Origin of the sequence: Streptococcus ictaluri 707-05 (genome assembly GCF_000188015.2) — a bacterium.
GTDB classification, from domain to species: Bacteria; Bacillota; Bacilli; order Lactobacillales; family Streptococcaceae; genus Streptococcus; species Streptococcus ictaluri.
Window position 1 is genome coordinate 69,370 of record NZ_AEUX02000008.1, and the last position, 24,967, is coordinate 94,336.

Below are 24,967 nucleotides of genomic sequence, written 5' to 3' on the forward strand. Positions count from 1 at the left end.
CAAAACAAGGAAAAAGTATGTCAATTACAGAAGAAATTAAAAAACGTCGTACCTTTGCCATCATCAGTCACCCGGATGCTGGTAAAACAACTATTACAGAACAATTGCTTTATTTTGGAGGTGAAATCCGAGAAGCTGGAACTGTTAAAGGGAAAAAATCAGGTACCTTTGCCAAATCAGACTGGATGGATATTGAAAAACAACGTGGTATTTCGGTGACGTCATCCGTGATGCAGTTTGACTATGCTGGAAAACGAGTGAATATCTTAGATACCCCAGGACATGAGGACTTTTCAGAAGATACCTATCGAACCCTTATGGCAGTAGATGCGGCTGTTATGGTGGTTGACTCTGCAAAAGGTATTGAGGCCCAAACCAAAAAACTTTTTGAAGTCGTTAAACACCGTAATATTCCTGTATTTACCTTTATCAATAAGCTTGACCGTGACGGTCGTGAGCCTTTAGAGCTTTTAGAAGAGTTAGAAGAGGTTCTGGGAATTGCCTCTTATCCGATGAACTGGCCTATCGGTATGGGAAAAGCTTTTGAAGGACTCTATGATCTTCATAATGAACGCTTAGAACTTTATAAGGGAGAACAACGTTTTGCTGAGTTGGAAGAAGGCGGCAAGCTCTTTGCTAATAATCCTTTTTATGAGCAAGTCTTGGAAGATATTGAACTATTAGAAGAAGCTGGCAATGATTTTTCTAAGCAAGCTATCCTAGATGGCGAGTTGACTCCAGTGTTTTTTGGCTCTGCCTTAACTAATTTTGGGGTTCAAACCTTTTTAGATACTTTCTTGGAGTTTGCTCCAGAACCACATGGTCACAAAACAACTGAGGATAGACTTATTGATCCTTTAGATAAGGACTTTTCAGGTTTTGTCTTTAAAATTCAAGCAAATATGGATCCTAAACACCGTGACCGTATTGCATTTGTCCGTATCGTTTCAGGGGAATTCCAAAAAGGCATGTCCGTTAATTTGACCAGAACGGGTAAAGGGGCTAAATTATCTAATGTCACTCAGTTTATGGCTGAGTCGCGTGAAAATGTGCAGAATGCGGTTGCTGGTGATATTATTGGGGTTTATGATACAGGTACCTACCAGGTGGGTGATACTCTAACGGTTGGTAAAAATAAATTTGAGTTTGAACCCCTTCCAACTTTCACGCCAGAATTGTTCATGAAAGTGTCACCTAAAAATGTGATGAAACAAAAATCCTTCCATAAAGGAATGGAGCAACTGGTTCAAGAAGGGGCCGTTCAACTTTATAAAAATTATCAGACAGGTGAGTACATGCTAGGAGCTGTTGGTCAATTGCAGTTTGAGGTCTTTAAACACCGTATGGAAGGTGAATATAATGCCGAAGTAGTGATGACACCGATGGGCAAAAAGACAGTTCGGTGGATTTCTGAAGACGATTTGGATCAACGCATGTCTTCCAGTCGTAACATCTTAGCTAAAGACCGTTTTGATCAACCCGTCTTTCTCTTTGAGAATGATTTTGCCCTTAGATGGTTTGCTGATAAATACCCTGATGTTAAGTTAGAAGAAAAAATGTAATCTCAAAAGGATAAGTTAGGGTAACTTATCCTTTTTTAATGTTTAATCTTGTCCTTTGAGTTATAATAAAAGAAAAAGGAGATTTTAATGGGATTTTTATCAGGATTAATGGGTAATGCCTCACAAATGGATAATGAAAAGGCTCAAGAAGAGTTAGCGGCTTTACTCATAGAAGGGGAGAAAGTGGAATTAGCTTATATGCTTATTAGGGATTTAATTGTTTTTACTGAAAAGCGTCTAATCTTGGTAGATAAACAAGGTGTGGTTGGTAAAAAAATCGCTTATAAGACTATTCCTTATACTGCCATATCGCGTTTTTCTCTTGAAACTGCTGGTCATTTTGACTTGGATGCTGAATTAAAAATTTGGATTTCTTCAGCTTTGGAGCCTGCAGAAGTGCTGACATTTAGAAATGATGAAAATGTCCTTGTTATACAACAGGCCTTGGCGAAAGCTATTTTAAAATAGGTTTTCCTTTTGCTAGACAAATCAAACAACCAACTCTAAAAAGAGTTGGTTTTTCTTTTTGAAAAAAAGAAACAAATATTTTGAAAACGCTATATTTTTCTGCTAAGACAACTTTTTGAGGAGTATTAAATAATGATAATAGAATTAAGTGATATTTCAAAAGAATTTCCAAAATCATCTTTTAAATTGGAAAATATCTCCTTTGGTATTAAAAAAGGAGAAATTGTAGGCTTGATTGGTTCCAATGGGACTGAAAAAGCACTCTCTTCCATCTCGCTAATATCTTTGCCTAAAAGTACCAGATACATACCAGGATTGAGAGACATGAGGACAGCAGTGACAGTCACCGCTGAAATGCCTAAGAGCCCGCTGGCAGGAAAAAGAGCTTTGAAAAGTAGGCTTACGACCAGACTAATGGCGATTTTGAGTAATAAAACGGGACCAATAGCTTTGATAACTTTTGGGTATGTTGCCAAATCAGTCTGAATACCAGAAACCAATAATAAAACGGCAATGATGAAAAAAGTAGTCTCTTGACTAAAAAGCCCACTAAAAGGCACCCTTAATTGTAATAACTTAGGGAAAAAAGTGTAAACCAAAGAGGTAAAAAACATGGGGATAAGGAAATTGCTTCCTTTGAAATGACTGAGTTTACGAATAAGAGACATGAGATTCCTTTCTAATCTTTGAGTGAGATGGCTAGCATTTTACGTAAGAGCTCTTGCAACTTATCTAATTCAGCGTCTGTCAGACGCTCAGTCAGTTGATCTTCCAGTTGACTCGCCATATCTTTAAAGACACCTTGATAATCCAGTGCTTTTTTAGTTAAGTAGAGTTGTTTTTGGCGTTTGTCTTTGCCATTGGCTAGACGTTGAAGCCAGCCCTCTTTTTCTAAATTTTGTAGAATTCGAGTAACAGTGGGATTGCTCATATTGAAATAATTTTCAATGTCTCGCTGGTTACGGCTACCATTGTCAAATAAGTAAAGGTATTTTAAACATTTGAATTGGCTATGGGTAATGCCATGTGGGGTTAAAACCTTATTGGCAATCTTATCGAAAGACAAATTGGCTCTTTTAATTAAATAAACGGTATTTTTTTCGCGCATCTTATCTCCTAATATATAGCTTGCTATGTAATTAACTAAAAATAAGATAACATAGCTTGCTATCTTTTTCAAGAAAAGCGTTTGAAAAAAAACACCCAACAAGTTAACTTGCTAGGTGTTAGATGTATTTACCAACGATCTGCGTAGAGATGCTCAGCATTGTCTTTTAAGATAGCCAATGTATCCCTATCATCTAGTGGTGCTTAGTCGAATATAGGAGAACGCTACGGCTGTATTTGTTATCTTGAAAGTAAGGAAAATCACTTCCTGCTAAGAGCCGATCTTGGCCTAGAATAGCCTGACTATGTAAAAGAGAAGCCTCTAGGAAATTGGCTGTATCAAACCAGAAATGCTTTTTTAGGGTGGTGAGAGGATTGTGAGAGAAGCTATGCCAGTCCTCGTAATTATCTAGCAAGCGTTGCATTTGGAAAGAAACACCGCCACCTAAGTGAGCCATATGAAACTTGAGATTTGGGAAGCGCTTTGGATAATCAACTTTTAAGAGTTGGACAGTGGCTAACAAGTCTTCGATAGGTGCTCCCACCGTCCATTCTTGCTCATAATCTGTTACCATTGGGCTAAAAGCGCCACAGCCAGTAGGGTGGACATAAATAATAGCCCCTAAAGCATCCATAGCTTCAAAGAAAGGAACAAAGGCAGGGTCCGCAAGAGATTGACCATTTTCTAAGACGGTATTGACCGCTATTCCTAAAAACCCTAATTCTTGCATAATCCGTTTACCTTCAAGAATAGCTGCCTCCACATGAGGCAATGGCACCGCCCCATAAGCTTTAAAATGGCTGGGATACTTGTCAATGACTTCTTGATATAGGTTATTAATAAGCCTAGCTGCTCCTAAGGCTTGGTCGGCATTTCCAAATTGGGGCACTTGAGGGGTAGCAGAGAGAACTTGTTAGGATACCTGAGCCTTATCCATCATGGCAAGGCGTCCTTGCATGTCTTTTTCTTGCTCACTGGCCTTTAAGCCCTTAGCGATAGCAACCCCTTTTGCTCCTAAGTCTTCTAATAAAGAGAGATAGTCGTCGGACCAGAGATGGGCATGGGTATCAATTGCATTAGCTGTCATTTGTCTACTGTCTACCTTCTTTCTATACGATAAGAAACGGAAGTTCTTTGCTTAGTTCTAAAAAGGCTAATCAAGAGAAATTCTATTATTACTATCTAAAGATAATTGTATCAAAAAACAGTCTTTTTGGTTCACCTAAGCCCTTACTCTTGTAAGCCCTTACTCTTGACAAAGAAGTCAGAATCTAGAGCATTTTAAAAAAATAAAAAATAATCCCGCGTTGTAAAATGAAGTGCAACAAAAAAGACATGTTCGTCTGATATACTAGAATTCCCCAATTCAGTATGGAAAGCAGATGAACATGTCCAACATTAATTCTACCAGAAAATCATCCTATTCTCATCTTTCAGCCACAGAACGGGGTGAAATTGCTGCTTATCTTAAAATGGGAAAGAAACCCGCTGAGATTGCTCGACTCTTGGGTCGTCACCGTTCTACAATCTGACCGAGAAATAAAACGTGGTTCAGTAGAACAGGTAAAGGATAAGAATGGAAAACAAACCTTCTTCAACGCCTATTTCGCTGATAGTGGGCAACGTGTCTATGAAACCAATCGTCAAAAGAGTTCTTATCTCAAGTTGAATGACTGCTCCGCTAGGTTCATTGAACAATTAGAATCTGCCTTGACGGCTAACATTCGTCTCCATAGTGTGGATAGTTTTGTTCAGACTTACAAAGTGAACCATCCTGAAGAAGTCGTCCCCTCTACCAAAACGATTTATCGTTATATCAAAGAGGGGGTATTAGCTATTAAACCAATCGATTTGCCTAAGATGGTTAGTATCAGAAAACGTTCTAAGAAAGTCATGAAGACGAATAAGAAGACTTTAGGTAAATCTATCGAAGAACGTCCAGAATATATTAATGATCGTTCTGAATTTGGGCATTGGGAGATTGATTTGGTTCTCGGCAAGAAAACCAAAGGTGAAGCTGTTATGTTGACTTTGGTAGAGCGCCAGACACGCTATGCACTAGGAGTTAAGCTAGAAGACAAGCAGTCCCAAACCATTAACCGAGCTGTCACGCATCTCATCAGTCAGTATCCTATTGCATCCATCACAGCGGATAATGGTTCTGAGTTTAGTTTACTCTCAAACTTAGAAGCTGTTGAAGTTTACTTTGCACATCCCTATTCTTCACATGAGAGAGGAACAAACGAGAACTTCAATGGCCTCCTCAGAGAATATGTCCCTAAAGGAGTCTCACTTAATCCACTAACCTCTGAAGAACTTGACAATTATATTACTGCCATCAATGAGCGCCCAAGACGACTTCTTCAATATCAATCCTCAAAATTCCTGTTTGAGCTATCCCGAACAGCTTAACACCTGGAACTCTAGTTATCTATGAACTGGTTGCACTTGACTTGACAACTTGCGGAAAATTAAAGTTTTAAAAGAAGTCTTGACGAGTGATGAAATCCGTGATTATATCACCAAAGAAATCCCAAGTGAAGCTGATGTTGCCTTTTAAAGAGCAATATAACTGTCTTATCCTTAGTTGGAAAGGCAGTTTTTTGATGAAAACGTGTTATTAATCAGATTAAAATTATTTCCTATCTTTTTAGCTTTTATTGTGTTACACTAGATAAGTTGTTAATGGAACGACAAAAATTAAAGGCTTATAAGGCAGCTTCGCACTGCTTTTTTAGAAAAGAGAAACAATTGAAATTTACAGAATTTAACTTATCAGAAGACATCCAATCAGCTGTTGTGACAGCTAGATTTGAGAAAGCATCTCCTATTCAGGAAATGACTATTCCCTTAGCATTAGAAGGAAAGGATGTTATTGGTCAGGCACAAACTGGAACTGGTAAAACAGCTGCCTTTGGTCTACCAACCTTGAATAAGATTCGCACAGATGAGAACATCATCCAAGCGTTAGTAATTGCACCAACTCGTGAGCTTGCCGTGCAAAGTCAGGAAGAGTTATTCCGTTTCGGACGTGATAAAGGTGTTAAAGTTCGCTCAGTATATGGCGGATCAAGTATTGAAAAGCAAATTAAAGCATTGAAGTCTGGAGCTCATATCGTTGTCGGTACTCCTGGACGTTTATTAGATTTAATCAAACGTAAAGCTTTACGTTTAGAACAAGTTGAAACACTAATCCTTGATGAAGCAGATGAAATGTTAAACATGGGATTCTTAGAGGATATTGAAGCAATTATCAGCCGTGTTCCTGCTGACCGTCAGACTTTACTATTTTCTGCCACTATGCCAGCTCCAATTAAACAAATTGGTGTGAAGTTTATGAAAGATCCTGAGCATGTTCAAATTAAAAATAAAGAGTTAACAAATGTTAACGTTGAACAATTTTATGTTCGCGTTAAGGAACAAGAAAAATTTGATACCATGACACGTCTTATGGATGTTCAACAACCAGAACTGTCAATTGTTTTTGGTCGTACAAAACGTCGTGTTGATGAAATTACACGCGGTCTTAAATTACGTGGCTTCCGTGCAGAAGGTATTCACGGTGACTTAGACCAAAACAAACGTCTACGTGTTATCCGTGACTTTAAAGGTGATCAAGTTGATATTTTAGTTGCGACAGACGTTGCAGCGCGTGGGTTAGATATTTCTGGTGTGACGCATGTCTACAACTATGACATTACACAAGATCCAGAAAGCTATGTTCACCGTATTGGACGTACAGGTCGTGCGGGTAAAACTGGTGAATCAATTACTTTTGTTTCTCCAAATGAGATGGGTTACCTTTCTATGATTGAAACCCTTACTAAGAAACAAATGTTACCTTTGAAACCAGCAACTGCTGAAGAAGCCTTCCAAGCTAAAAAGAAAATTGCTCTTAAGAAAATTGAGCGTGACTTCGCTGATGAAACTATTCGTTCAAACTTTGACAAATTTAAAGGGGATGCGATTCAATTAGCTTCAGAGTTCACTCCTGAAGAATTAGCGCTATACATTTTGAGTTTAACAGTTCAAGATCCAGATTCACTACCTGAAGTTGAAATCGCTCGTGAAAAACCATTACCATTTAAATATGTTGGTGGTGGCCACGGTGGAGGTAAAGGCGGTAAAGGTGGACGCGGTCGTAACGATCGTGGACGTGGTGGAAATCGCGGTGGTCGTGATGGCGACCGTCGTGGTGGTTACCGCAATGACCGTCGTGAAGAAGGCAATGGAGATCGTCGACGTCAAAAACGTGATAAACGTGATGGGCATGAGGCAAGTGGTAACCGTGATTACAAACGTAAACCAAAACGTGATGCTAAAGATTTCTATCAAAAAGACAAAAAATCAGGATCAAAAAATTCAGGTTTTGTCATTCGTCACAAAGGTGAATAAAGTAGAAAAAGAGTTGATAAGATTCAACTCTTTTCTTGTTAGTCAAATCTTGCTTTTCAAAAGCAATCTGTTATAGTGGTTTCAGTCATTTTTATGATATTTTTTGAAAATTAGGAGGAGTATTGGGATGTCTAGTGCCAATCAGTCTACTTTTGATAAAGCTTCGAAAGCAGGTTTTATCATTGCTCTTGGAATTGTTTACGGTGATATTGGGACAAGTCCATTATATACTATGCAGTCCTTGGTTGAGAATCAAGGAGGTATCTCTCAGGTCTCAGAACCTTTTATTTTGGGTTCTGTTTCTTTGATTATTTGGACCTTGACCTTAATAACCACTATAAAATATGTTCTTATTGCTCTCAAAGCCGATAATCATCAAGAAGGTGGGATTTTTTCACTCTTTACCTTGGTACGTAAGATGTCCAAGTGGCTAATTATCCCAGCCATGATTGGGGGAGCGACCTTACTATCAGACGGGGCTCTAACACCGGCTGTGACAGTGACTTCAGCTATTGAAGGATTAAAATCAGTTCCTGGGTTAAACTCCATATATCACAATCAGACCAATGTCATTATCACCACTTTAATGATTTTGATGATTCTCTTTGGAATTCAACGCTTTGGGACGGGTTTTATCGGCAAGATTTTTGGGCCGGTTATGTTTATCTGGTTTAGTTTTTTAGGTATTAGTGGGCTCATCAATAGTCTATCTCATTTGGAAATTTTTAAAGCTATCAATCCCTATTATGCTTTGAATCTTTTGTTTAGTCCTGAAAATCATCGTGGTATCTTTATTTTAGGATCGATTTTTCTAGCAACGACTGGTGCTGAAGCCCTTTATTCTGATTTAGGGCATGTGGGCATAGGCAATATTTATATCAGTTGGCCCTTTGTTAAACTTTGCATTGTCTTATCCTATTGTGGACAAGCTGCTTGGATTTTAGCTAACAAAGATTCTGGTATCGAGCTAAATCCATTTTTTGCTAGTGTGCCATCACAATTTACGGTCTATGTGGTTATTTTAGCGACTTTAGCCGCTATTATTGCTTCACAAGCTTTGATTTCGGGTTCCTTTACCTTGGTTTCAGAAGCTATGCGCTTGAAAATATTCCCACTGTTTCGAGTGACCTATCCTGGTGCCAACTTAGGACAGTTGTATATTCCTGTGATTAACTGGACCCTTTTTGCTATCACCTCTTGTACCGTTCTTTATTTTAGGACGTCTGCACATATGGAAGCGGCTTATGGCTTAGCGATAACTATAACCATGTTGATGACAACAATCTTGCTGAATTATTACCTTATTAAAGAGGGGATGAAGCCGATTTTAGCGCATCTTATGATGGCCTTCTTTGCTCTTATTGAATTGATTTTCTTCTGGGCTTCAGCGGTTAAATTTATGCATGGTGGTTATGTGGTTGTCATTGTGGCTTTAGCTATTGTGTCTGTTATGTTTATCTGGCATGAAGGAACAAAAATTGTCTTTAAATACGTTAAGTCCCTTGATTTGAATTATTACAAAGGACAAATCAAGCAATTACGTGATGATTGGCGATTTGATCTCTATCAAACTAATGTGGTCTATCTCACTAATAGGATGAAAGATCATATGATTGATCGCTCTATTTTGTATTCCATTTTAGATAAACATCCTAAACGAGCACAGGTGTATTGGTTTGTCAATGTACAGGTGACTGATGAGCCTTATACAGCTAGCTATAAGGTCGATATGATGGATACTGATTATATCGTTCGCGTTGAGCTTTACCTGGGCTTTAGAATGCCACAAACAGTCCCTCGCTATTTAAGAACCATTATTCAAGATTTAATGGCCAGTGGTCGTCTTCCTAAACAAGAACAAGACTACACCATCACCCCAGGTAGAGAAGTGGGTGACTTTAGGTTTGTCATGATTGAAGAGCGGGTTTCTAATGCCATGCAACTGAGTCAATTTGAACGCTTTATTTTGCAAACTAAGGCAAGTATTAAGCATGTGACGGCGACACCAAAACGCTGGTTTGGTTTGCAGTTTTCAGAAGTTACAGTGGAAGTCGTTCCTTTGATTTTATCTGACATTCTAAAATTACCGGTGACGGAATTAGTGGTTTGTGACGAACAAGACTAATATTAAGTAAAATAAAAACCAATCCTATGAGATGATTCCTCTGATAGTGATTGGTTTTTTATTTATTTTTTATGATGTTCAGCGATATAGGCTAATTTTGCAGCACGATTTTTTCGTTTCTTAAAGAGTGCTTCAGCGCTCATGGCTTCTTGCTTACTGCCGAAAGTTTCATAATAGAGCAAACGAACGGGTAAGCGACAGCGTGTATATTTGGCGCCTTTACCAGCATTGTGCGTTTTCAAACGTTTTTCAATATCAGTGGTATAACCTGTGTATAAGCTTTGGTCTGAGCACTCAAGAACATACATGAAGGCTTTTTTACTGGTCATAAGTTTTGTCCCTTTTTTTGACCAAAGTAAATGTCGTAGATATGATCTGTATAGTCTCCGTTATCCTTATGAACAATTAAGGGAGGAAGTATCTTCATGCCTTCAATAGAGCCGTCTTTAATAGCTTCAATTAAGAGCATATTTGCATCTTTGCCTAACTTGGGGTAAACAAATTGCAGGCGCTTAGGAGCTAATCCATTTTGACGCAAAGCATCCAAAATCTCTAAGAAACGATCAGGCCGATGTACCATGGCTAAGCGACCATTTGATTTGAGCGCATGTCGAGCCACTTGGCAAATTTCTTCCAAATTGGTAGTGATTTCGTGTCTAGCCAATAAATAATGTTCAGACACATTTTTTTTTGAGCTCTCGCGGCTTTTAAAATAAGGGGGATTGCATAAAATCAAATCAACACCAGAACGTGGCACATGATTTAGAAGGTTTTTTAAATCATCACAAATCATAGTGACTTGGTCTTGGAGCTGGTTTAAAGAAATGGAGCGTTTAGCCATATCGGCTAGGCGTTCTTGTAATTCGACAGCGACAATAGGCGCCTTAGTCCGTGTACTGGCAAAAAGCCCCACGGCACCATTACCAGAACAGAGATCCACAATCAGTCCTCTGGAGGGCATTTTGGGGAAGCGAGATAACAAGACACTGTCAATAGAATAACTGAATACCGCTTTATTTTGGATAATTTGAACGTCACTTGAAAAAAGCTGATCAATACGTTCGCCTTCTTGTAATTGCATTTTAGTCATAGCATCATTATAGCAAAAATAAAGAAATTTGAACAAGTTGTCTTTCTCTCTTTTGCGATTTCATTTTGAGATTAGTTGCTTTCGTGATACAATAATTAAGATTATAGTGAAAAAGGAGATTCCAGTGTTTTACGCATATTTACGTGGTTTGGTAGTCTTTTTATTGTGGGTTGTTAATGGTAATACCCATTATCATAATGAAGATAAAATCTTGGATAAGAAGGAAAATTATATCCTTGTTGCTCCCCATAGAACCTTTTGGGATCCAGTCTATATGGCCTTTGCAGCAAGACCCAAACAATTCATTTTCATGGCGAAAAAAGAATTATTTACTAATCGTCTTTTTGCTTGGTGGATTAAGATGTGTGGTGCTTTCCCTATTGATCGTGAGAACCCAAGTCCTGACGCCATTCGTTATCCTGTCAATATGTTGAAAAAGAGTAAGCGTTCCTTATTGATGTTTCCAAGTGGTAGTCGTCATTCTAAAGATGTTAAAGGTGGGGTAGCCGTTATTGCTAAAATGGCCAAAGTGAAAATCTTACCAGCTGTTTATCAAGGGCCAATGACGCTTAAGGGATTATTGGCAGGAGAAAGGGTTGACATGAATTTCGGAGATGCGATTGATGTGTCTGATATTAAGCGCATGTCAGCTGAAGGTATTGAAGAAGTCACGCAACGTATCCAAACTGAATTTGATCGTCTTGATCAGGAAATTGCCCCTTTCCAACCTGGCAAAGCTCGGCACGTTTTAACTTATCTTTATCGTGTTCCCTTGGCTTTACTGTTGATTATTGTTTTATTGTTAACGATGATATTTTCATACCTTGCAAGTTTTGTCTGGGATCCAGATAAACATCGTTCTTAAACACATCACGTGATGTGTTTTTTTATGTTATTGGAATGATTTTGGTTTCTTTTTCGAATAATAATGATGAGGTGACAAAATGATTGAAGAATGGATTGAAAATATTAAAGGAATTTGGGAGAGGTATTATTCCTTGTCTGGTCTAATAAGTCTTATTTTACTTATGGCTAATCTTTTCTTAGTGGCACTCTTTTTGATTGGCCCTAAAAAAAGAGAACAGTCAAGTCCAGATTTTCCAAAAGTTCAAGAAGTTATCAAAACGGCTAGTCCAGCAATAAAAGAGAGCCCTGATATGAATGAAGATACCACTATAATGGTCGACATCAAAGGAGCTGTCCAAAAAGAAGGTGTCTATCAATTAGCTAAAGGAAGTCGCTTAACCGATGCGATTGCTTTAGCAGGAGGTTTAAAGGCAGAGGCTGATAAAGAGGCTATTAATCTGGCTGAAAAATTAAGTGACGAGCAATTAATTTATGTGGCACGTCAAGGTGAAAATAGGTCTCTGATTGATGTTACAGAAAAGGAAAGTATGAGCGTGACTTCTTCTCAAGGAGTTGGAAAAGACAAACTTAACCCATGGTGCTAGTTAATTTCAAAATATCTCAAATTGTAAGCTAGTATGATTTGTTCAATCCTCAATTGCAGCCCTGTCATGCCCCTATCCAGTGTTCGTTCCATATCAAAAAGGGAACAAAGTTCTGAAAATCTAGTCTCAATGGTTCGTCTCATAGCCATTAGTTTCCAATGATTATGCTGTTTAGCCCCTTCCATATTTTGACGCAAGGGAGTCCAGAGGTGATAGCCATTTTGCTTCAACTCATCTTTCAGCTCACGGTTAAGGTAACCTAAGTCTGCTAAAATGACGGATTGTTCACACCTTTCTAGCAACTCGTAAACTGCCTTAATATCATGAACAGAGGCTGGGCTGACAACATAATTCAGAATGTAGCCTGATAAGGTCACTAGCATGTGAACCTTAAAACCGTAAAACCACATATGTTTAGAGGCGGTGTAACCAATATTAGCTATCCCATTGAAAAGTCTGACCCTGTGGTTACGAATAGATTGACAAAGTGGCAAAGGAAAGCTGTCTATAATAACAATGGTATTGGGAGAAATTTGAGTGTTCATTGCCTGACGAATCACTTGAACCAGCCAAATCAACTGTCTTGCACGCCTATTAAAGCGACTTCTTTCTAGTAATGTACCGCAGGGAAATAGCTGACAAATCCTATAAAAGTGACGTTGTGATTTAATACCTAGTTCAGCTTGTAATAGCAGTAAAACTAGAAGAGATTGGTCTGAAACTTTGGACAGACAGACGTTACGACGGTGTTTGAAGTCTTCCGGACAATAATCTTGATAAAACTGAGAACAAATTTTTGATAATTGACGCATATTCCATTGTAAGTGATGGGATTTAGCTGTATACTGTAAGTGGCTCATTTGGACTAACCTCCTGTTTGTGTAGGCACTTACAGTATAGTCCTTTTGGGCTTTTTATTGTATTTTGAGATTAACTAGCACCACGGGTAAACTTAATATTAACAAGGCAAGTTTATCAGAACTTCAGGAAATCTCTGGAATAGGTGCTAAACGTGCTCAAGATATTATCGATACCAGAGATAGCAGAGGGGGATTTAAAAAATTAGAAGACTTAAAAGAAGTATCTGGTATCGGAGAGAAAACACTGGAAAGGCTCAAAGAGGCTATTCGTCTTGATTAAAAGCTTTCCTCTTAGGCCGATTCAAATGGCATTTTTAGTCATGCTTCTTTTTTACACGATTTATAGTTACCAATTGTCTTTATTGATTTTAGCTATTATAGCCCTTGCTTTATTATGTAATCGTTTTGGGATAAAAGAGACTTTATTCATTTTATTGCTATTATCCTTATTTTCTGGCTTTTTTACTTATCGAAATAGTCAAGCTAGCCGTGCGGAGGCAAGTGCTCCCCAAAGTATTCCTTATCTAGATATTATTCCAGACAGCATCACGATTAATGGTGACCAAATGGCTTTTACTGGACGTTATCGTACTAATCATTACCAAGTGTTTTACAGGTTCACTCAGAAAGAAGAGGCTGATCGCTTTAAGAAAGAGACAGGATTCTTAAGGTTAAAAGGTGATTTAAAGCTGGAAAAAGTGACTGGAAAACGTAATTTTAATGGCTTTGACTACCAAGCTTATTTAAGGAATCAAGGAATTTATCACATCATAAGAGTCAATGATATTAATTCGTTGACGACTCAAAAAATAAGACATTTAAGAGACTATAGTCATTATCTGAGACGAGCAGCTATTGTTTGGAGTCAAGAGAAGTTTCCAAAGCCAATGAGTCATTATATGACAGGACTCTTATTTGGTTATTTAGATAAGTCATTTGGTCAAATGACAGAGCTTTATAGCCAATTAGGCATTATTCATCTTTTTGCTTTATCAGGGATGCAAGTTGGCTTTTTTCTACAACTGTTCAGACGATTATTGGTCTTACTTAATATCCCCCTAGCTACTATATGTGTGTTGGAGTTACTCTTTGCCTTTTGTTATGCGGGAATGACAGGTTACAGTGTCTCAGTCATTAGAAGTCTTATGCAAGCACAGTTTAGACATCTAGGCTTGAAAGGACTAGATAATTTGTCTATAACTTTTTTGGTGATGCTTGTTTGGGACCCTTATTTTCTGTTGACCATAGGAGGAGTGCTTTCTTTTGCCTATGCTTTTATGTTAACTAGTCTATCCTTTGAAGAGTTAGAAGGTTTCAAAAAAACCTTAGCCATGACTTTTGCTATTACGGTAGGGATGTTACCTTTATTGCTTTATTATTTTGCAAGCTTTAATCCTCTTTCCATTGTTTTAACTGCTTTTTTATCTTTACTTTTTGATGGCTTATTATTACCCCTACTAACCTTGTCATTTGTCTTATCTCCTTTTTTAAAGATGAGTCTGTTTAACATCGGCTTTGTTGGATTGGAGAAACTCATGATACTTCTAGGCCAATGCTTTAGTAAACCAATAGTTTTTGGAAGTCCTCAATTGCTCCACTTGCTCTTATGTTTGACTTGTTTAGTTTATTGGTATGATCACCGATCTCATCGAATAAAAGCATTTGTGTCTTCTATGGTCTTTTTTCTGACTATAGCCAGTATCAGTTGGCCATTGGGTAACGAAGTAACTATGGTCGATATTGGTCAAGGAGATAGTATCTTTATTCGCGATTGGCAAAATAAGACTTTGTTAATTGATGTCGGAGGCATTGTGCAGTTTGGTAGGCAAGAAAGCTGGCGACAAAGGCATAGCACAAGCAATGCAGAAAAAACTCTTATTCCTTACTTACGTAGCCGAGGAATGACAAAGATTGATCAGATTGTGTTAACGCATACCGATACAGATCATATCGGAGATATGGAAGAAGTTGTTAAGGCTTTTAGAGTAAGGGAAATCTTAATCAGTCAAGGTAGTTTAAGTTCTGGTCAATTTGTGAAGAGACTTAAGGCATTAAAGGTCTCTGTTAGGGTAGTATCAGCTAGTGACAAAATTCCTATCATGGGAAGTCATTTACATGTTCTTTATCCTTGGGAAATGGGCGATGGTAAGAATAATGATTCGCTTGTCCTGTATGGTAAACTTTTAAGCCATTACTTTCTCTTTACAGGTGATTTGGAAGCTGAAGGAGAAGAAGCTTTACGAAAACGCTACCCTCATTTACCAGTAGATATTCTAAAAGCAGGACATTATGGATCAAAAGGGTCTTCCAGTGAAGCATTGTTAGATCATATCAATCCTAAAATAGCACTCTTGTCTGCAGGCGAACATAACCGTTACAAACATCCCCATCAAGAAACGCTTGAACGATTTCATTAGCTATTATCGGACAGATCAGCAGGGTGCTATTCGTTTTCGAGGTTGGAGACAATGGCAAATAGAAACTTGTCGATAAGCTCACATTAATGGATAAGAATTGACTTAGAAGATGTTATAATAATAGTATGATTGCAATAGAAAAAGTAGCACAATTACATAAAGATAATATCGGATCATTAACCCTTATTACAGGTGAAGATGTTGGACAGTTTAGTCAAATGAAAGACCTTCTGATGAAAGCCATTGCTTTTGACAAAGAAGATTTAACTTACTCTTATTTTGACATGTCTGAAACTCCTTATCAAGATGCTGAAATGGACTTAGTAAGCATGCCTTTTTTTGCGGATCACAAATTTGTTATCTTTGACCATTTTCTAGATTTAACCACCAGTAAAAAGTCATATTTGAAAGAGAAAGACTTAAAATCTTTTGAAGCTTATCTAGAAAAACCACTAGAAACTAGTAGACTTATTATTTTGGCACCAGGTAAGCTGGATGGTAAGCGTCGCTTAGTGAAACTTTTGAAAAGAGATGCGCTTATTTTAGAAGCCAACCCATTAAATGAGAATGAACTAAAGCAGTATTTTCAAAAGCAAGCGAAACAAATGGGGCTAAGATTTGATAGCGGTGTGTTTGATAAGCTATTGGTAACATCTAATTATGAGTTTAGTCAGATAAGTAAACATTTGGCATTTCTCAAATCCTTCAAAAAAGAAGGATCAATCACTTTAGAAGATATTGACCAAGCTATTCCCAAAAGTTTACAAGATAATATTTTTGAGTTGACTAACTGTATTTTGCAAAAAAAAGTAGACGATGCTAGAGAATTAGTTCATGATTTAAGGTTATCTGGCGAAGATGACATTAAACTAATTGCCATTATGTTAGGTCAGCTTCGTTTATTCTTACAAATAGCTATTTTACTTAAGTCAGGTAAAAGTGAAGGTCAGATAGTGACTAACTTGTCTGATTTTTTAGGCAGATGGGTCAATCCTTATCAAGTCAAATATGCGATTAGAGACTCAAGAACATTATCACAACCTTTTCTAAAAGAAGCCATCAAAATACTAATTGAGACAGATTATCAGATTAAAAGTGGCCTTTACGATAAAGATTATCTTTTTGATATTGCCTTGCTTAAATTAATAACGCTTTCTAATTAAAAGAGAGTAAACGCTTTCTTTTCTATAATCAAATTAGTTGAAAGCTCCCTTATTTTGCGATAAGATAGAGCTATAATAAAGGAAAAGAGGAACGAAAAATGGCTATTATTTTACCAGAACTTCCATACGCTTATGACGCTCTTGAACCACAAATTGACGCTGAAACAATGACGCTTCATCACGATAAGCACCATGCGACTTATGTTGCGAATGCTAATGCAGCGCTTGAAAAGCATCCAGAAATCGGAGAGGACTTAGAAGCATTACTATCAGATGTAACCTCTATTCCAGCTGATATTCGTCAAGCCCTTATCAACAATGGTGGTGGACATTTAAATCACGCTCTTTTCTGGGAATTATTATCACCTGAAAAACAAGACATCACTGAAGATGTAGCAACTGCTATTGACCAAGCATTTGGCTCTTTTGATGCCTTTAAAGAACAATTTACTGCCGCAGCAACAGGACGTTTTGGTTCTGGATGGGCTTGGTTAGTTGTTAACAAAGAAGGTCAACTTGAAATCACGTCAACTGCAAATCAAGATACACCTATTTCAGAAGGTAAAAAACCAATTTTGGCACTCGATGTTTGGGAACATGCTTATTACCTAAACTATCGTAATGTACGTCCAAATTATATCAAAGCATTCTTTGAGATTATTAACTGGAAAAAAGTCTCTGAACTTTATCAAGCAGCAAAAGCATAACACATGGTACCAATCTCAAAGGAGATTGGTTTTTAAGATGTCTTTGGAGAGATTTTTAAATGGTTTGAGTAAATAAAAAATAATCCCGCGTTGTAAAATGAAGTGCAACAAAAAAGACATGTTCGTCTGATATACTAGAATTCCCCAATTCAGTATGGAAAGCAGATGAACATGTCCAACATTAATTCTACCAGAAAATCATCCTATTCTCATCTTTCAGCCACAGAACGGGGTGAAATTGCTGCTTATCTTAAAATGGGAAAGAAACCCGCTGAGATTGCTCGACTCTTGGGTCGTCACCGTTCTACAATCTGCCGAGAAATAAAACGTGGTTCAGTAGAACAGGTAAAGGATAAGAATGGAAAACAAACCTTCTTCAACGCCTATTTTGCTGATAGTGGGCAACGTGTCTATGAAACCAATCGTCAAAAGAGTTCTTATCTCAAGTTGAATGACTGCTCCGCTAGGTTCATTGAACAATTAGAATCTGCCTTGACGGCTAACATTCGTCTCCATAGTGTGGATAGTTTTGTTCAGACTTACAAAGTGAACCATCCTGAAGAAGTCGTCCCCTCTACCAAAACGATTTATCGTTATATCAAAGAGGGGGTATTAGCTATTAAACCAATCGATTTGCCTAAGATGGTTAGTATCAGAAAACGTTCTAAGAAAGTCATGAAGACGAATAAGAAGACTTTAGGTAAATCTATCGAAGAACGTCCAGAATATATTAATGATCGTTCTGAATTTGGGCATTGGGAGATTGATTTGGTTCTCGGCAAGAAACCAAAGGTGAAGCTGTTATGTTGACTTTGGTAGAGCGCCAGACACGCTATGCACTAGGAGTTAAGCTAGAAGACAAGCAGTCCCAAACCATTAACCGAGCTGTCACGCATCTCATCAGTCAGTATCCTATTGCATCCATCACAGCGGATAATGGTTCTGAGTTTAGTTTACTCTCAAACTTAGAAGCTGTTGAAGTTTACTTTGCACATCCCTATTCTTCACATGAGAGAGGAACAAACGAGAACTTCAATGGCCTCCTCAGAGAATATGTCCCTAAAGGAGTCTCACTTAATCCACTAACCTCTGAAGAACTTGACAATTATATTACTGCCATCAATGAGCGCCCAAGACGACTTCTTCAATATCAATCCTCAAAATTCCTGTTTGATCTATCCCGAACAGCTTAACATCTGGAACTCTAGTTATCTATGAACTGGTTGCACTTGACTTGACAACTTGCGGAAATAAAAAATAATAGTCTATCCTCATCAATTACCTTGCATTTTTGAGATAATTCTTTAGAATAGAAATGTTAGGAGAATTTAGGTGTTTAGGGATAGAAAAAAAGTAATGATTATTAGTGTGTTGGGTCTCATATTTTTGATGTCACTAGTGATCTTTTTGATTGTAAAGACTGCCAATAAAGGCTCTATAAAAAGAGAAAGAACGGTCAAGGCCTATTTAGATGAGTTTGGGATTGATTATTCAAAAGTTGCTTTTTCTTACAAAGATTTAGAAACGGGTAAGGTCTTTTCGATGAATGACAATCAACCTATGACAGCAGGAAGCACCTATAAACTTCCATTAAATATGTTAGTTGTTGATGAAGTGGTTAAAGGGAATTTATCCTTGACTGAGCGCTTTGACATTACCCAGTCAGGATATGAATACCAAAAAGAACATGATGCCTATGTTGCTCAGTTTGCTGGTGCCATGACCATTCCTGATATGCAAGAATATTCCTTAGTATATTCTGAAAATACTCCTGCTTATGCTTTAGCAGAACGCTTGGGTGGTATGAATGCTTTTTATGGCGCCTTAGGGCGTTATGGAAAAGCTAAGGGACAAATCCCGACCATTCAAAAAGAAGGCAATAAAACGACAACAGATTATTACCTTCAAGTTCTGGACTATTTATGGAAACATCAAGATAAATACCAAGATATTTTATACTTTATTGGAGAATCCTTTCCAAATCTTTATTATAAGACCTACTTATCCGATATCAGCATCTATCAAAAGCCAGGTTATGTCCGAGAAGCGCTCAATGTGGGAGCAATTGTCTGTGAGAAGTCACCCTACCTCATTGCGCTCTACTCAGCTTACCTGGGTGGTGCCGATGAGAATTCAGAGGAAGTCGATGTCTTAGGATATAACCAATTGGTAAATCTCACTTATGTCATCAACGAATGGCACCGTGTTAATCAAAATAAAGACTAAAAGAGCCTGGGACAAAAGCTCGTCGACAATTAGAAAAAACGAACAAAGATAGACTTAAAACTTTGATAAGCTGTCTTTGTTCGTTTTTATTTCTATTTTGTTAACAAATCAGAACAGGTAATGTAGAATTTCTAAAATGAAAATCTTTTTGTCCCAGACTCTTTTGTGTTAATAGCAGTCATTAGTGTGACTCTGATACAGCAGGACTGACTTGCTGGTTACTCTGGTAGTGTTCCAGCAATTTTTTGAATTGTTTGATGGCTGCTTTGATTAATTGTTTAGCAGATTTTCCATGTCGGCTGAAGATTGGATGGTGCTTATCCGCTTGTTGTTGGATATCTGGAACCGCAAATGGTTTGTCTTGGTTAATAAGTACTTTTTCAATAAACTCAGGGTCAAAGTAATCAATGGGATCGATATCAAGCAGCTTATGGAGATCATTATTTTGGTTACCATAGTTAAAGGAGGCGCCGTTAATAATACTATTTTCTGTTAAGTTATCAGGATCTAAAGCAACCAGAAATTGTCCTGATTCCGATAGAATAAATTCGGAGTGAAAGTGGACTAACACTTTGTAATTGGACTGAGGTTTATTATCTGAGTAAAGAGGCTGAAAATTTCCCTCTTGATCTGTAACACTGGCCACCTTATTGTGATAGCGAGAGGACTCGTAAAGACTGTATGCTTCTTCATCTAAGGTGGCTAGGTATTTGGCTAGAGCATCTGAGTCATTAAGAGCCTGACCACCAAAATGGTTACGAACCCATTGCATCTGCTGTGATGAAATCAAGTAACGTAATTGATGAATTTGTCGATTGAGACTGGTATAGGGGATTTTTTCCTCATGACTATAATAAAGTTGAATCAAAAAAGACAGTCGATCCCAAAAAGGATGAGAAGGATCTAACTCAGAAGAAAAGCGATTTAGAAGCCTTTTGGTTTCTTGTGATTTGCCACTAAGTTCACTAGGCATTCTGAGGTACTTGAGAAGAAGCTTTAGTTTTCTTTCGGCTTCAATAGTAGTTTGTGCCGTGGGCTCTTGGGACCAAAGCTTCTCAAAAGCAACTGAGCCAATGGTATGTATGGCCTGATAGTGCTTTTTAAAAGAGTAAGACGTTTTTTCTGGCTTTAGCTCTTTAAAAAAGCCTTTTTTGATGGCTTGGTAAGACCAACCATCTTCCACTAATTTTTTCGAATAGATTAAAATGTCTTTTCGGAGCTGATTTTCTTGAGGAATACTTAAATTCTGAGGTTTTTTTTGAACCCTATAAAAGAGGGGGATAAGGTCACGATAAGCCCTATACTTGCTTTCAAAGCTTAAGCGTTCCTTTTCTAATTGACCAAAATGCCATAGAAAAGTAAGAAATAGCAAAAAAGCGATGCATTTTCCAACATATTTCATAAGATTGATTTATTTGACAAACATGGCATCGCCAAAACTAAAGAATCGGTATTTTTCGTCAACGGCGTGTTTGTAGGCTTCTAAGACAAATTCACGTCCAGCAAAGGCTGAGACAAGCATCACAAGGGTTGATTTTGGCAGGTGGAAGTTTGTCGAAAAAGCATCAACGACCTTGAAGTCATAGCCTGGCTTAATAAAAATGTTGGTCCATCCTGAATCTGCCTGGATCTGTCCATTAAATTTACTACCGATAGTTTCTAAGGTACGGATTGACGTGGTTCCAACTGCCACCACACGTCCTCCAGAAGCTTTAACCTCTCGTAAGGTTTGAGCAGCTTCTTCAGAAAGAGAGTAGAACTCAGAGTGCATGTCGTGTTGATCGACGTTCTCAACAGAAACGGGTCTAAAAGTCCCTAGACCTACATGAAGGGTTAGGTAAACGAGGTGAACGCCTTTGGCTTCAATTTTTTGAAGTAACTCTTGGGTAAAATGAAGGCCAGCTGTAGGTGCAGCAGCAGATCCGTTTTCTTTGGCGTAGACGGTTTGATAGCGTTCTGAGTCTTCTAATTTTTCATGAATATAAGGAGGAAGAGGCATTTCACCCAGACTTTCCAGAACTTCAAGAAAAATTCCCTCGTAACTGAAGGAAACAATTCGTCCACCATGCTCTAATTCGTCAAGGACAGTCGCCTTCAAACGCCCATCACCAAAGGAAATGCTAGCTCCCACTTTTAAGCGTTTGGCTGGTTTTGCTAAGACTTCCCATTGATCTCCTTGCAGGTTCTTTAAAAGAAGGAGTTCCACATGACCATGTGTTTCTTCTTTTTCACCATAGAGGCGAGCAGGCAAAACGCGCGTGTTATTCATAACTAGGGTATCACCTGGGGCTAATTGATCAATAATATGGTCAAAATGGCTGTCGGTCATGGTCTTTTTGTCACGATCGATAATTAATAGTTTTGAACTATCCCTTTTTTCTAGGGGTGTTTGTGCAATCAGTTCCTCAGGGAGGTCAAAATCAAAATCATTGGTATTCATTACATATCTCCTTCAATTCAAATACAGGCTATGTTAGAACGACTCTTAGTAATCCATAAGCCTTTCGCTAAATCTTTACTATTATAACACTTGTCCCTCGAGACGTCATCTGTCGTCTATTGCTAAAAAAGGTCAGGACTTGACAGATATTGGTATATACCATATAATAAAAATAGATAAAAGGTCTATACCAATTAAAAAGGAGAAATCAATGAAAATTATTCGTGTTGAAGATCAATTAGAAGGTGGTAAAATTGCCTTTACCCTCTTAAAAGAGAGTATGAGTAAAGATGCTAAAACCTTAGGCTTAGCTACAGGAAGTACACCTTTAAGTTTTTATCAGGAGATGGTGAAAAGTCCTATTGATTTCTCTCAAATGACAAGTGTTAATTTGGATGAGTATGTAGGACTATCTAGTCAGGACGATCAAAGTTATAACTACTTTATGCACCAGCATTTATTTGATGCAAAACCTTTTAAAGAGAATTTCTTGCCAAATGGGTTAGCAGAAGATTTACAAGAAGAAGTCAATCGCTACAATCAAGTCATTCTTGATCATCCCATTGATTTTCAGATTCTGGGTATTGGTCGTAACGGCCATATTGGTTTTAACGAACCAGGGACAACTTTTGAAGAAAAAACACATATTGTTGATTTAGATCCATCAACCATCGAAGCCAATAGCCGCTTTTTTGCTTCTATTGATGACGTTCCTAAACAAGCCATTTCTATGGGAATAGCGTCAATTATGTCATCTAAAATGATTGTCTTATTAGCCTTTGGACAAGAAAAAGCTGAAGCCATTAAGGCAATGGTAGAAGGCCCTGTAACAGAAGCTTTACCTGCTAGTATTTTACAAAAGCACGACCATGTGGTTGTCATTTTAGACCAAGTAGCAGCTTCTCTTTTAGATTAAATAGGATGAAAAAGGTTAAGTGGATTCTTAACCTTTTTAGTTGCAGGAAAAGTCTTCTTTTTTTGTGGTAAACTATTCTTATGCGTTTAGATAAATTATTAGGAATAAGTAGCCTAGGCTCTCGGAATCAGGTTAAAACATTAATTAAGAGTCAGGCGGTTAAGGTGGATGGACAGGTAGTTATTAAAGGAAATCAAAATGTTGATCCGGGCTTGCAAGTTATTTCGGTTCGTGGAAAAGTGATTCAAGGTCTTAATCATCGTTACTTTATTGTTCATAAACCAGCAGGAGTGGTGACAGCTTGTAAGGACACTGAACACCGAACCATCCTTGATTTGATTGATAATCAAGATCATAAAGAAGGTCTCTATCCTATCGGACGATTGGACAGAGATACAGAAGGTTTGATCTTAGTAACAGATAATGGCCCTTTAGGTTTTCGAATGTTACACCCCAAACACCATGTGGATAAAACATACTTGGTATCGGTGAATGGTTATTTAAGAAACGATGCCATCGCTTTTTTTCAAAAAGGGGTAAGCTTTTTGGATCAGACTGTCTGTAAACCAGCGAGATTGGAGATTTTAAAGGCTACTGCTGATCAATCAGATGCTTTATTAACTATTTCTGAAGGAAAGTTTCATCAAGTAAAGAAGATGTTTCTTGCTTATGGGTTAAAAGTCATCCGTTTAAAACGATTGAGTTTTGGGATTTTTCAATTGGGAGACTTAGCACTTGGACAGTATCGTGAGTTGACGCTAGATGAACAAGAGAAAATCAAAACTTATTTGGATTAAGCAGAATAAAACAATTCACAATTCTTGACCTCAAGCTCTAGACTTTATATACTTTAACAAGTAGATTTTCAAGGAGATTATAAATGAAGGATAAATTATCAACTCGATTAGCCCTTTTGTCGATTTCACTGTTTTTGATGTCGCACCTTGCTATTGCACCAGCTATTCCAAAACTTTATAGCCTTTACCATAGCAAAAACCCAGCTATTGGGTTAGCTTCTGTTGAAAGTTTGGTAACCATACCAGCTATGATGATTACTATCTTTGTCGTACTGAGTAATGTCATTGTTGCGAAACTCGGAAAGAAACGTACGATTGAACTTGGACTCATTTTAATTTTGATATCTGGTATTGTATCGTTTTTTACGGTTAATTTTACCATTGTGATGATTTGTCGCTTACTATTAGGAATAGGGATTGGTCTTTACAACTCCTTGTCTATTAGTATTATGAGTGACTTTTATGAAGGTGAGACAAGAGCCAGTATGATAGGATTTCGCACAGCCACTTTAAACATTGGTAAAGCTCTAACAACTTTCTTAGTTGGTTTAGCACTGCTCATTGGTGTCAATTATACTTATCTTGTTTATTTATTGGTGATTCCTGTCTATTTCTTTTTTAATCGTTATGTTCCTAAAATGCAGCATGAGAAACTTTCGTTAACAGCCACTACTAAATGGGACAAAAAAGCTTTTCTTTTAATGCTGATGACTTTCTTTATTGGGATTGCTTATATTGGGGCAACTATCAAAATTCCAAGTTTACTGGTTAGTCGTTACCATTATTCTAGTTTTTTTGCCAGTAATATGCTAACTGTTTTGGCTTTTAGTGGGATTCTGATTGGCTTGGTATTTGGAAAAATCACCAAGCTATTAAAAGAAAAGACTATGCTTCTTATGGTTATCATGATGGGACTTGGCAACCTTATGTTTACGGTAGCCAATCATTCTTTTTTCTTTCTTACTGGTGCCTTTTTGATCGGAGCTAGTTTTGTAGGAGGCATGTCCTCAGTCTTTAATTATATTGCCAGACATTATGCTAAACACCATGTTAACTTTATTACGAGTTTAGCTATTACAGCTGGTAATATTGGGGTAATTTTAACACCTTTACTTTTGACCAAGCTTCCAGCACACTTTCATTTAGAAGCCTTCATGACACCATTTTATATGGCAAGTGGCTTGATGGTGCTTAATGTGATGGTTTATCAATTATTACCTAAAACAGTTGATTAAAGAAAAG

21 protein-coding genes and 5 pseudogenes are annotated in these 24,967 nt (G+C 37.6%); 17 read left to right on the forward strand and 9 right to left on the reverse strand.

Annotation, left to right across the window (positions count from 1 at the left end; translation table 11 throughout):
* Nucleotides 1–17: 17 nt before the first annotated feature.
* On the forward strand, nt 18–1,562 hold the full coding sequence (locus STRIC_RS10765) for a peptide chain release factor 3 (RefSeq protein ID WP_008090756.1): 1,545 nt from the start codon (nt 18–20) through the stop codon (nt 1,560–1,562).
* 87 nt (nt 1,563–1,649) lie between these two features.
* Complete coding sequence (locus STRIC_RS10770; RefSeq protein ID WP_008090766.1) at nt 1,650–2,030, forward strand: PH domain-containing protein; 381 nt, start codon at nt 1,650–1,652, stop codon at nt 2,028–2,030.
* 125 nt (nt 2,031–2,155) lie between these two features.
* Here STRIC_RS10770 and STRIC_RS13100 read toward each other — a convergent pair whose 3' ends face one another.
* The 4 genes from STRIC_RS13100 to STRIC_RS12805 form a co-directional block, all read right to left on the reverse strand.
* On the reverse strand, nt 2,156–2,629 hold the full coding sequence (locus tag STRIC_RS13100; RefSeq protein ID WP_407635927.1) for a 2-keto-3-deoxygluconate permease: 474 nt from the start codon (nt 2,627–2,629) through the stop codon (nt 2,156–2,158).
* A gap of 80 nt (nt 2,630–2,709) precedes the next feature.
* Nucleotides 2,710–3,138 (reverse strand): MarR family winged helix-turn-helix transcriptional regulator, encoded by a 429-nt coding sequence (locus tag STRIC_RS10785; RefSeq protein ID WP_008087303.1) that lies wholly within the window; start codon nt 3,136–3,138, stop codon nt 2,710–2,712.
* Nucleotides 3,139–3,331: 193 nt separating this feature from the next.
* The gene (locus STRIC_RS10790) at nt 3,332–4,027 is read right to left on the reverse strand and encodes an amidohydrolase family protein (RefSeq protein ID WP_008090642.1); all 696 of its coding nucleotides are present in this window, start codon (nt 4,025–4,027) and stop codon (nt 3,332–3,334) included.
* Nucleotides 4,028–4,051: 24 nt separating this feature from the next.
* Nucleotides 4,052–4,225, reverse strand: a complete 174-nt coding sequence (locus tag STRIC_RS12805; protein WP_008090798.1) for a hypothetical protein — start codon at nt 4,223–4,225, stop codon at nt 4,052–4,054.
* Between the two features lie 301 nt (nt 4,226–4,526).
* Here STRIC_RS12805 and STRIC_RS10795 point away from each other — a divergent pair.
* From STRIC_RS10795 to STRIC_RS10805, 4 genes and pseudogenes are all read left to right on the forward strand, one after another.
* Nucleotides 4,527–5,550: pseudogene (locus STRIC_RS10795) on the forward strand (IS30 family transposase).
* 46 nt (nt 5,551–5,596) lie between these two features.
* A pseudogene (locus tag STRIC_RS13135) lies at nt 5,597–5,698 on the forward strand (MetQ/NlpA family ABC transporter substrate-binding protein); the annotation flags it as partial.
* Between the two features lie 191 nt (nt 5,699–5,889).
* Nucleotides 5,890–7,533, forward strand: coding sequence for a DEAD/DEAH box helicase (locus STRIC_RS10800; RefSeq protein ID WP_040832574.1), 1,644 nt, complete (start codon nt 5,890–5,892; stop codon nt 7,531–7,533).
* Nucleotides 7,534–7,660: 127 nt separating this feature from the next.
* On the forward strand, nt 7,661–9,658 hold the full coding sequence (locus STRIC_RS10805; protein WP_008090528.1) for a KUP/HAK/KT family potassium transporter: 1,998 nt from the start codon (nt 7,661–7,663) through the stop codon (nt 9,656–9,658).
* Nucleotides 9,659–9,720: 62 nt separating this feature from the next.
* Here the strand turns inward: STRIC_RS10805 and STRIC_RS10810 are convergent, their stop codons facing one another.
* Entirely contained in the window at nt 9,721–9,987 is a 267-nt protein-coding gene (locus STRIC_RS10810; RefSeq protein WP_008090652.1) for a GIY-YIG nuclease family protein, read from the reverse strand.
* Nucleotides 9,984–10,748: a tRNA1(Val) (adenine(37)-N6)-methyltransferase gene (locus STRIC_RS10815; protein ID WP_040832576.1), complete on the reverse strand. Its 765-nt coding sequence runs from the start codon at nt 10,746–10,748 to the stop codon at nt 9,984–9,986. Before STRIC_RS10815 ends, STRIC_RS10810 begins: the two co-directional genes overlap by 4 nt.
* A gap of 124 nt (nt 10,749–10,872) precedes the next feature.
* Between STRIC_RS10815 and STRIC_RS10820 the strand changes: the two genes are divergently transcribed.
* Complete coding sequence (locus STRIC_RS10820) at nt 10,873–11,613, forward strand: lysophospholipid acyltransferase family protein (protein ID WP_008090687.1); 741 nt, start codon at nt 10,873–10,875, stop codon at nt 11,611–11,613.
* A gap of 79 nt (nt 11,614–11,692) precedes the next feature.
* Entirely contained in the window at nt 11,693–12,199 is a 507-nt protein-coding gene (locus tag STRIC_RS10825; RefSeq protein WP_008090608.1) for an SLBB domain-containing protein, read from the forward strand.
* Here STRIC_RS10825 and STRIC_RS10830 read toward each other — a convergent pair.
* Nucleotides 12,196–13,059, reverse strand: a complete 864-nt coding sequence (locus STRIC_RS10830; RefSeq protein WP_008088535.1) for an IS982 family transposase — start codon at nt 13,057–13,059, stop codon at nt 12,196–12,198. The two genes, STRIC_RS10825 and STRIC_RS10830, sit on opposite strands and share 4 nt — an antisense overlap.
* A gap of 76 nt (nt 13,060–13,135) precedes the next feature.
* Between STRIC_RS10830 and STRIC_RS10835 the strand changes: the two are divergent.
* The 6 genes and pseudogenes from STRIC_RS10835 to STRIC_RS10860 form a co-directional block, all read left to right on the forward strand.
* Nucleotides 13,136–13,339, forward strand: a pseudogene (locus tag STRIC_RS10835) (ComEA family DNA-binding protein); the annotation flags it as partial.
* Nucleotides 13,340–13,364: 25 nt separating this feature from the next.
* Nucleotides 13,365–15,552 (forward strand): annotated as a pseudogene (locus tag STRIC_RS10840) (DNA internalization-related competence protein ComEC/Rec2).
* Nucleotides 15,553–15,601: 49 nt separating this feature from the next.
* Nucleotides 15,602–16,639 (forward strand): DNA polymerase III subunit delta, encoded by a 1,038-nt coding sequence (gene holA / locus STRIC_RS10845; protein WP_008090786.1) that lies wholly within the window; start codon nt 15,602–15,604, stop codon nt 16,637–16,639.
* A gap of 98 nt (nt 16,640–16,737) precedes the next feature.
* A complete protein-coding gene (gene sodA, locus STRIC_RS10850) occupies nt 16,738–17,346 on the forward strand; it encodes a superoxide dismutase SodA (RefSeq protein ID WP_008090650.1) in 609 nt (202 codons plus the stop codon).
* Between the two features lie 171 nt (nt 17,347–17,517).
* Nucleotides 17,518–18,539: pseudogene (locus STRIC_RS10855) on the forward strand (IS30 family transposase).
* Between the two features lie 139 nt (nt 18,540–18,678).
* Complete coding sequence (locus STRIC_RS10860) at nt 18,679–19,572, forward strand: serine hydrolase (protein ID WP_008090829.1); 894 nt, start codon at nt 18,679–18,681, stop codon at nt 19,570–19,572.
* A 181-nt stretch (nt 19,573–19,753) separates the two neighbouring features.
* On the opposite strand, the gene STRIC_RS10865 is transcribed toward STRIC_RS10860, so the two are convergent.
* Both STRIC_RS10865 and queA read right to left on the reverse strand, forming a co-directional pair.
* Nucleotides 19,754–20,974, reverse strand: coding sequence for a DUF3114 domain-containing protein (locus STRIC_RS10865; protein WP_008090648.1), 1,221 nt, complete (start codon nt 20,972–20,974; stop codon nt 19,754–19,756).
* 9 nt (nt 20,975–20,983) lie between these two features.
* Nucleotides 20,984–22,012 (reverse strand): tRNA preQ1(34) S-adenosylmethionine ribosyltransferase-isomerase QueA, encoded by a 1,029-nt coding sequence (gene queA, locus STRIC_RS10870; protein WP_008090509.1) that lies wholly within the window; start codon nt 22,010–22,012, stop codon nt 20,984–20,986.
* 211 nt (nt 22,013–22,223) lie between these two features.
* On the opposite strand from queA, the gene nagB reads away from it, so the two are divergent.
* The 3 genes from nagB to STRIC_RS10885 all read left to right on the forward strand — a co-directional run bounded on the left by nagB (nt 22,224) and on the right by STRIC_RS10885 (nt 24,960).
* Nucleotides 22,224–22,928, forward strand: coding sequence for a glucosamine-6-phosphate deaminase (gene nagB, locus STRIC_RS10875; RefSeq protein ID WP_008090507.1), 705 nt, complete (start codon nt 22,224–22,226; stop codon nt 22,926–22,928).
* 80 nt (nt 22,929–23,008) lie between these two features.
* Nucleotides 23,009–23,725 (forward strand): pseudouridine synthase, encoded by a 717-nt coding sequence (locus STRIC_RS10880; protein WP_008090765.1) that lies wholly within the window; start codon nt 23,009–23,011, stop codon nt 23,723–23,725.
* A gap of 83 nt (nt 23,726–23,808) precedes the next feature.
* Nucleotides 23,809–24,960, forward strand: a complete 1,152-nt coding sequence (locus STRIC_RS10885; protein WP_008090755.1) for an MFS transporter — start codon at nt 23,809–23,811, stop codon at nt 24,958–24,960.
* Nucleotides 24,961–24,967: the final 7 nt, after the last annotated feature.

Excerpts from the sequence above, each read along its gene's own strand:
- STRIC_RS10765 (WP_008090756.1), top strand. The coding sequence starts at position 18 with ATGTCAATTACAGAAGAAATTAAAAAACGTCGTACCTTTGCCATCATC.
- STRIC_RS10770 (WP_008090766.1), top strand. The coding sequence starts at position 1,650 with ATGGGATTTTTATCAGGATTAATGGGTAATGCCTCACAAATGGATAAT.
- STRIC_RS10785 (WP_008087303.1), bottom strand. The coding sequence starts at position 3,138 with ATGCGCGAAAAAAATACCGTTTATTTAATTAAAAGAGCCAATTTGTCT.
- STRIC_RS12805 (WP_008090798.1), bottom strand. The coding sequence starts at position 4,225 with ATGACAGCTAATGCAATTGATACCCATGCCCATCTCTGGTCCGACGAC.
- STRIC_RS10805 (WP_008090528.1), top strand. The coding sequence starts at position 7,661 with ATGTCTAGTGCCAATCAGTCTACTTTTGATAAAGCTTCGAAAGCAGGT.
- STRIC_RS10810 (WP_008090652.1), bottom strand. The coding sequence starts at position 9,987 with ATGACCAGTAAAAAAGCCTTCATGTATGTTCTTGAGTGCTCAGACCAA.
- STRIC_RS10815 (WP_040832576.1), bottom strand. The coding sequence starts at position 10,748 with ATGACTAAAATGCAATTACAAGAAGGCGAACGTATTGATCAGCTTTTT.
- STRIC_RS10825 (WP_008090608.1), top strand. The coding sequence starts at position 11,693 with ATGATTGAAGAATGGATTGAAAATATTAAAGGAATTTGGGAGAGGTAT.
- STRIC_RS10830 (WP_008088535.1), bottom strand. The coding sequence starts at position 13,059 with ATGAGCCACTTACAGTATACAGCTAAATCCCATCACTTACAATGGAAT.
- holA (WP_008090786.1), top strand. The coding sequence starts at position 15,602 with ATGATTGCAATAGAAAAAGTAGCACAATTACATAAAGATAATATCGGA.
- sodA (WP_008090650.1), top strand. The coding sequence starts at position 16,738 with ATGGCTATTATTTTACCAGAACTTCCATACGCTTATGACGCTCTTGAA.
- STRIC_RS10865 (WP_008090648.1), bottom strand. The coding sequence starts at position 20,974 with ATGAAATATGTTGGAAAATGCATCGCTTTTTTGCTATTTCTTACTTTT.
- queA (WP_008090509.1), bottom strand. The coding sequence starts at position 22,012 with ATGAATACCAATGATTTTGATTTTGACCTCCCTGAGGAACTGATTGCA.
- nagB (WP_008090507.1), top strand. The coding sequence starts at position 22,224 with ATGAAAATTATTCGTGTTGAAGATCAATTAGAAGGTGGTAAAATTGCC.
- STRIC_RS10880 (WP_008090765.1), top strand. The coding sequence starts at position 23,009 with ATGCGTTTAGATAAATTATTAGGAATAAGTAGCCTAGGCTCTCGGAAT.
- STRIC_RS10885 (WP_008090755.1), top strand. The coding sequence starts at position 23,809 with ATGAAGGATAAATTATCAACTCGATTAGCCCTTTTGTCGATTTCACTG.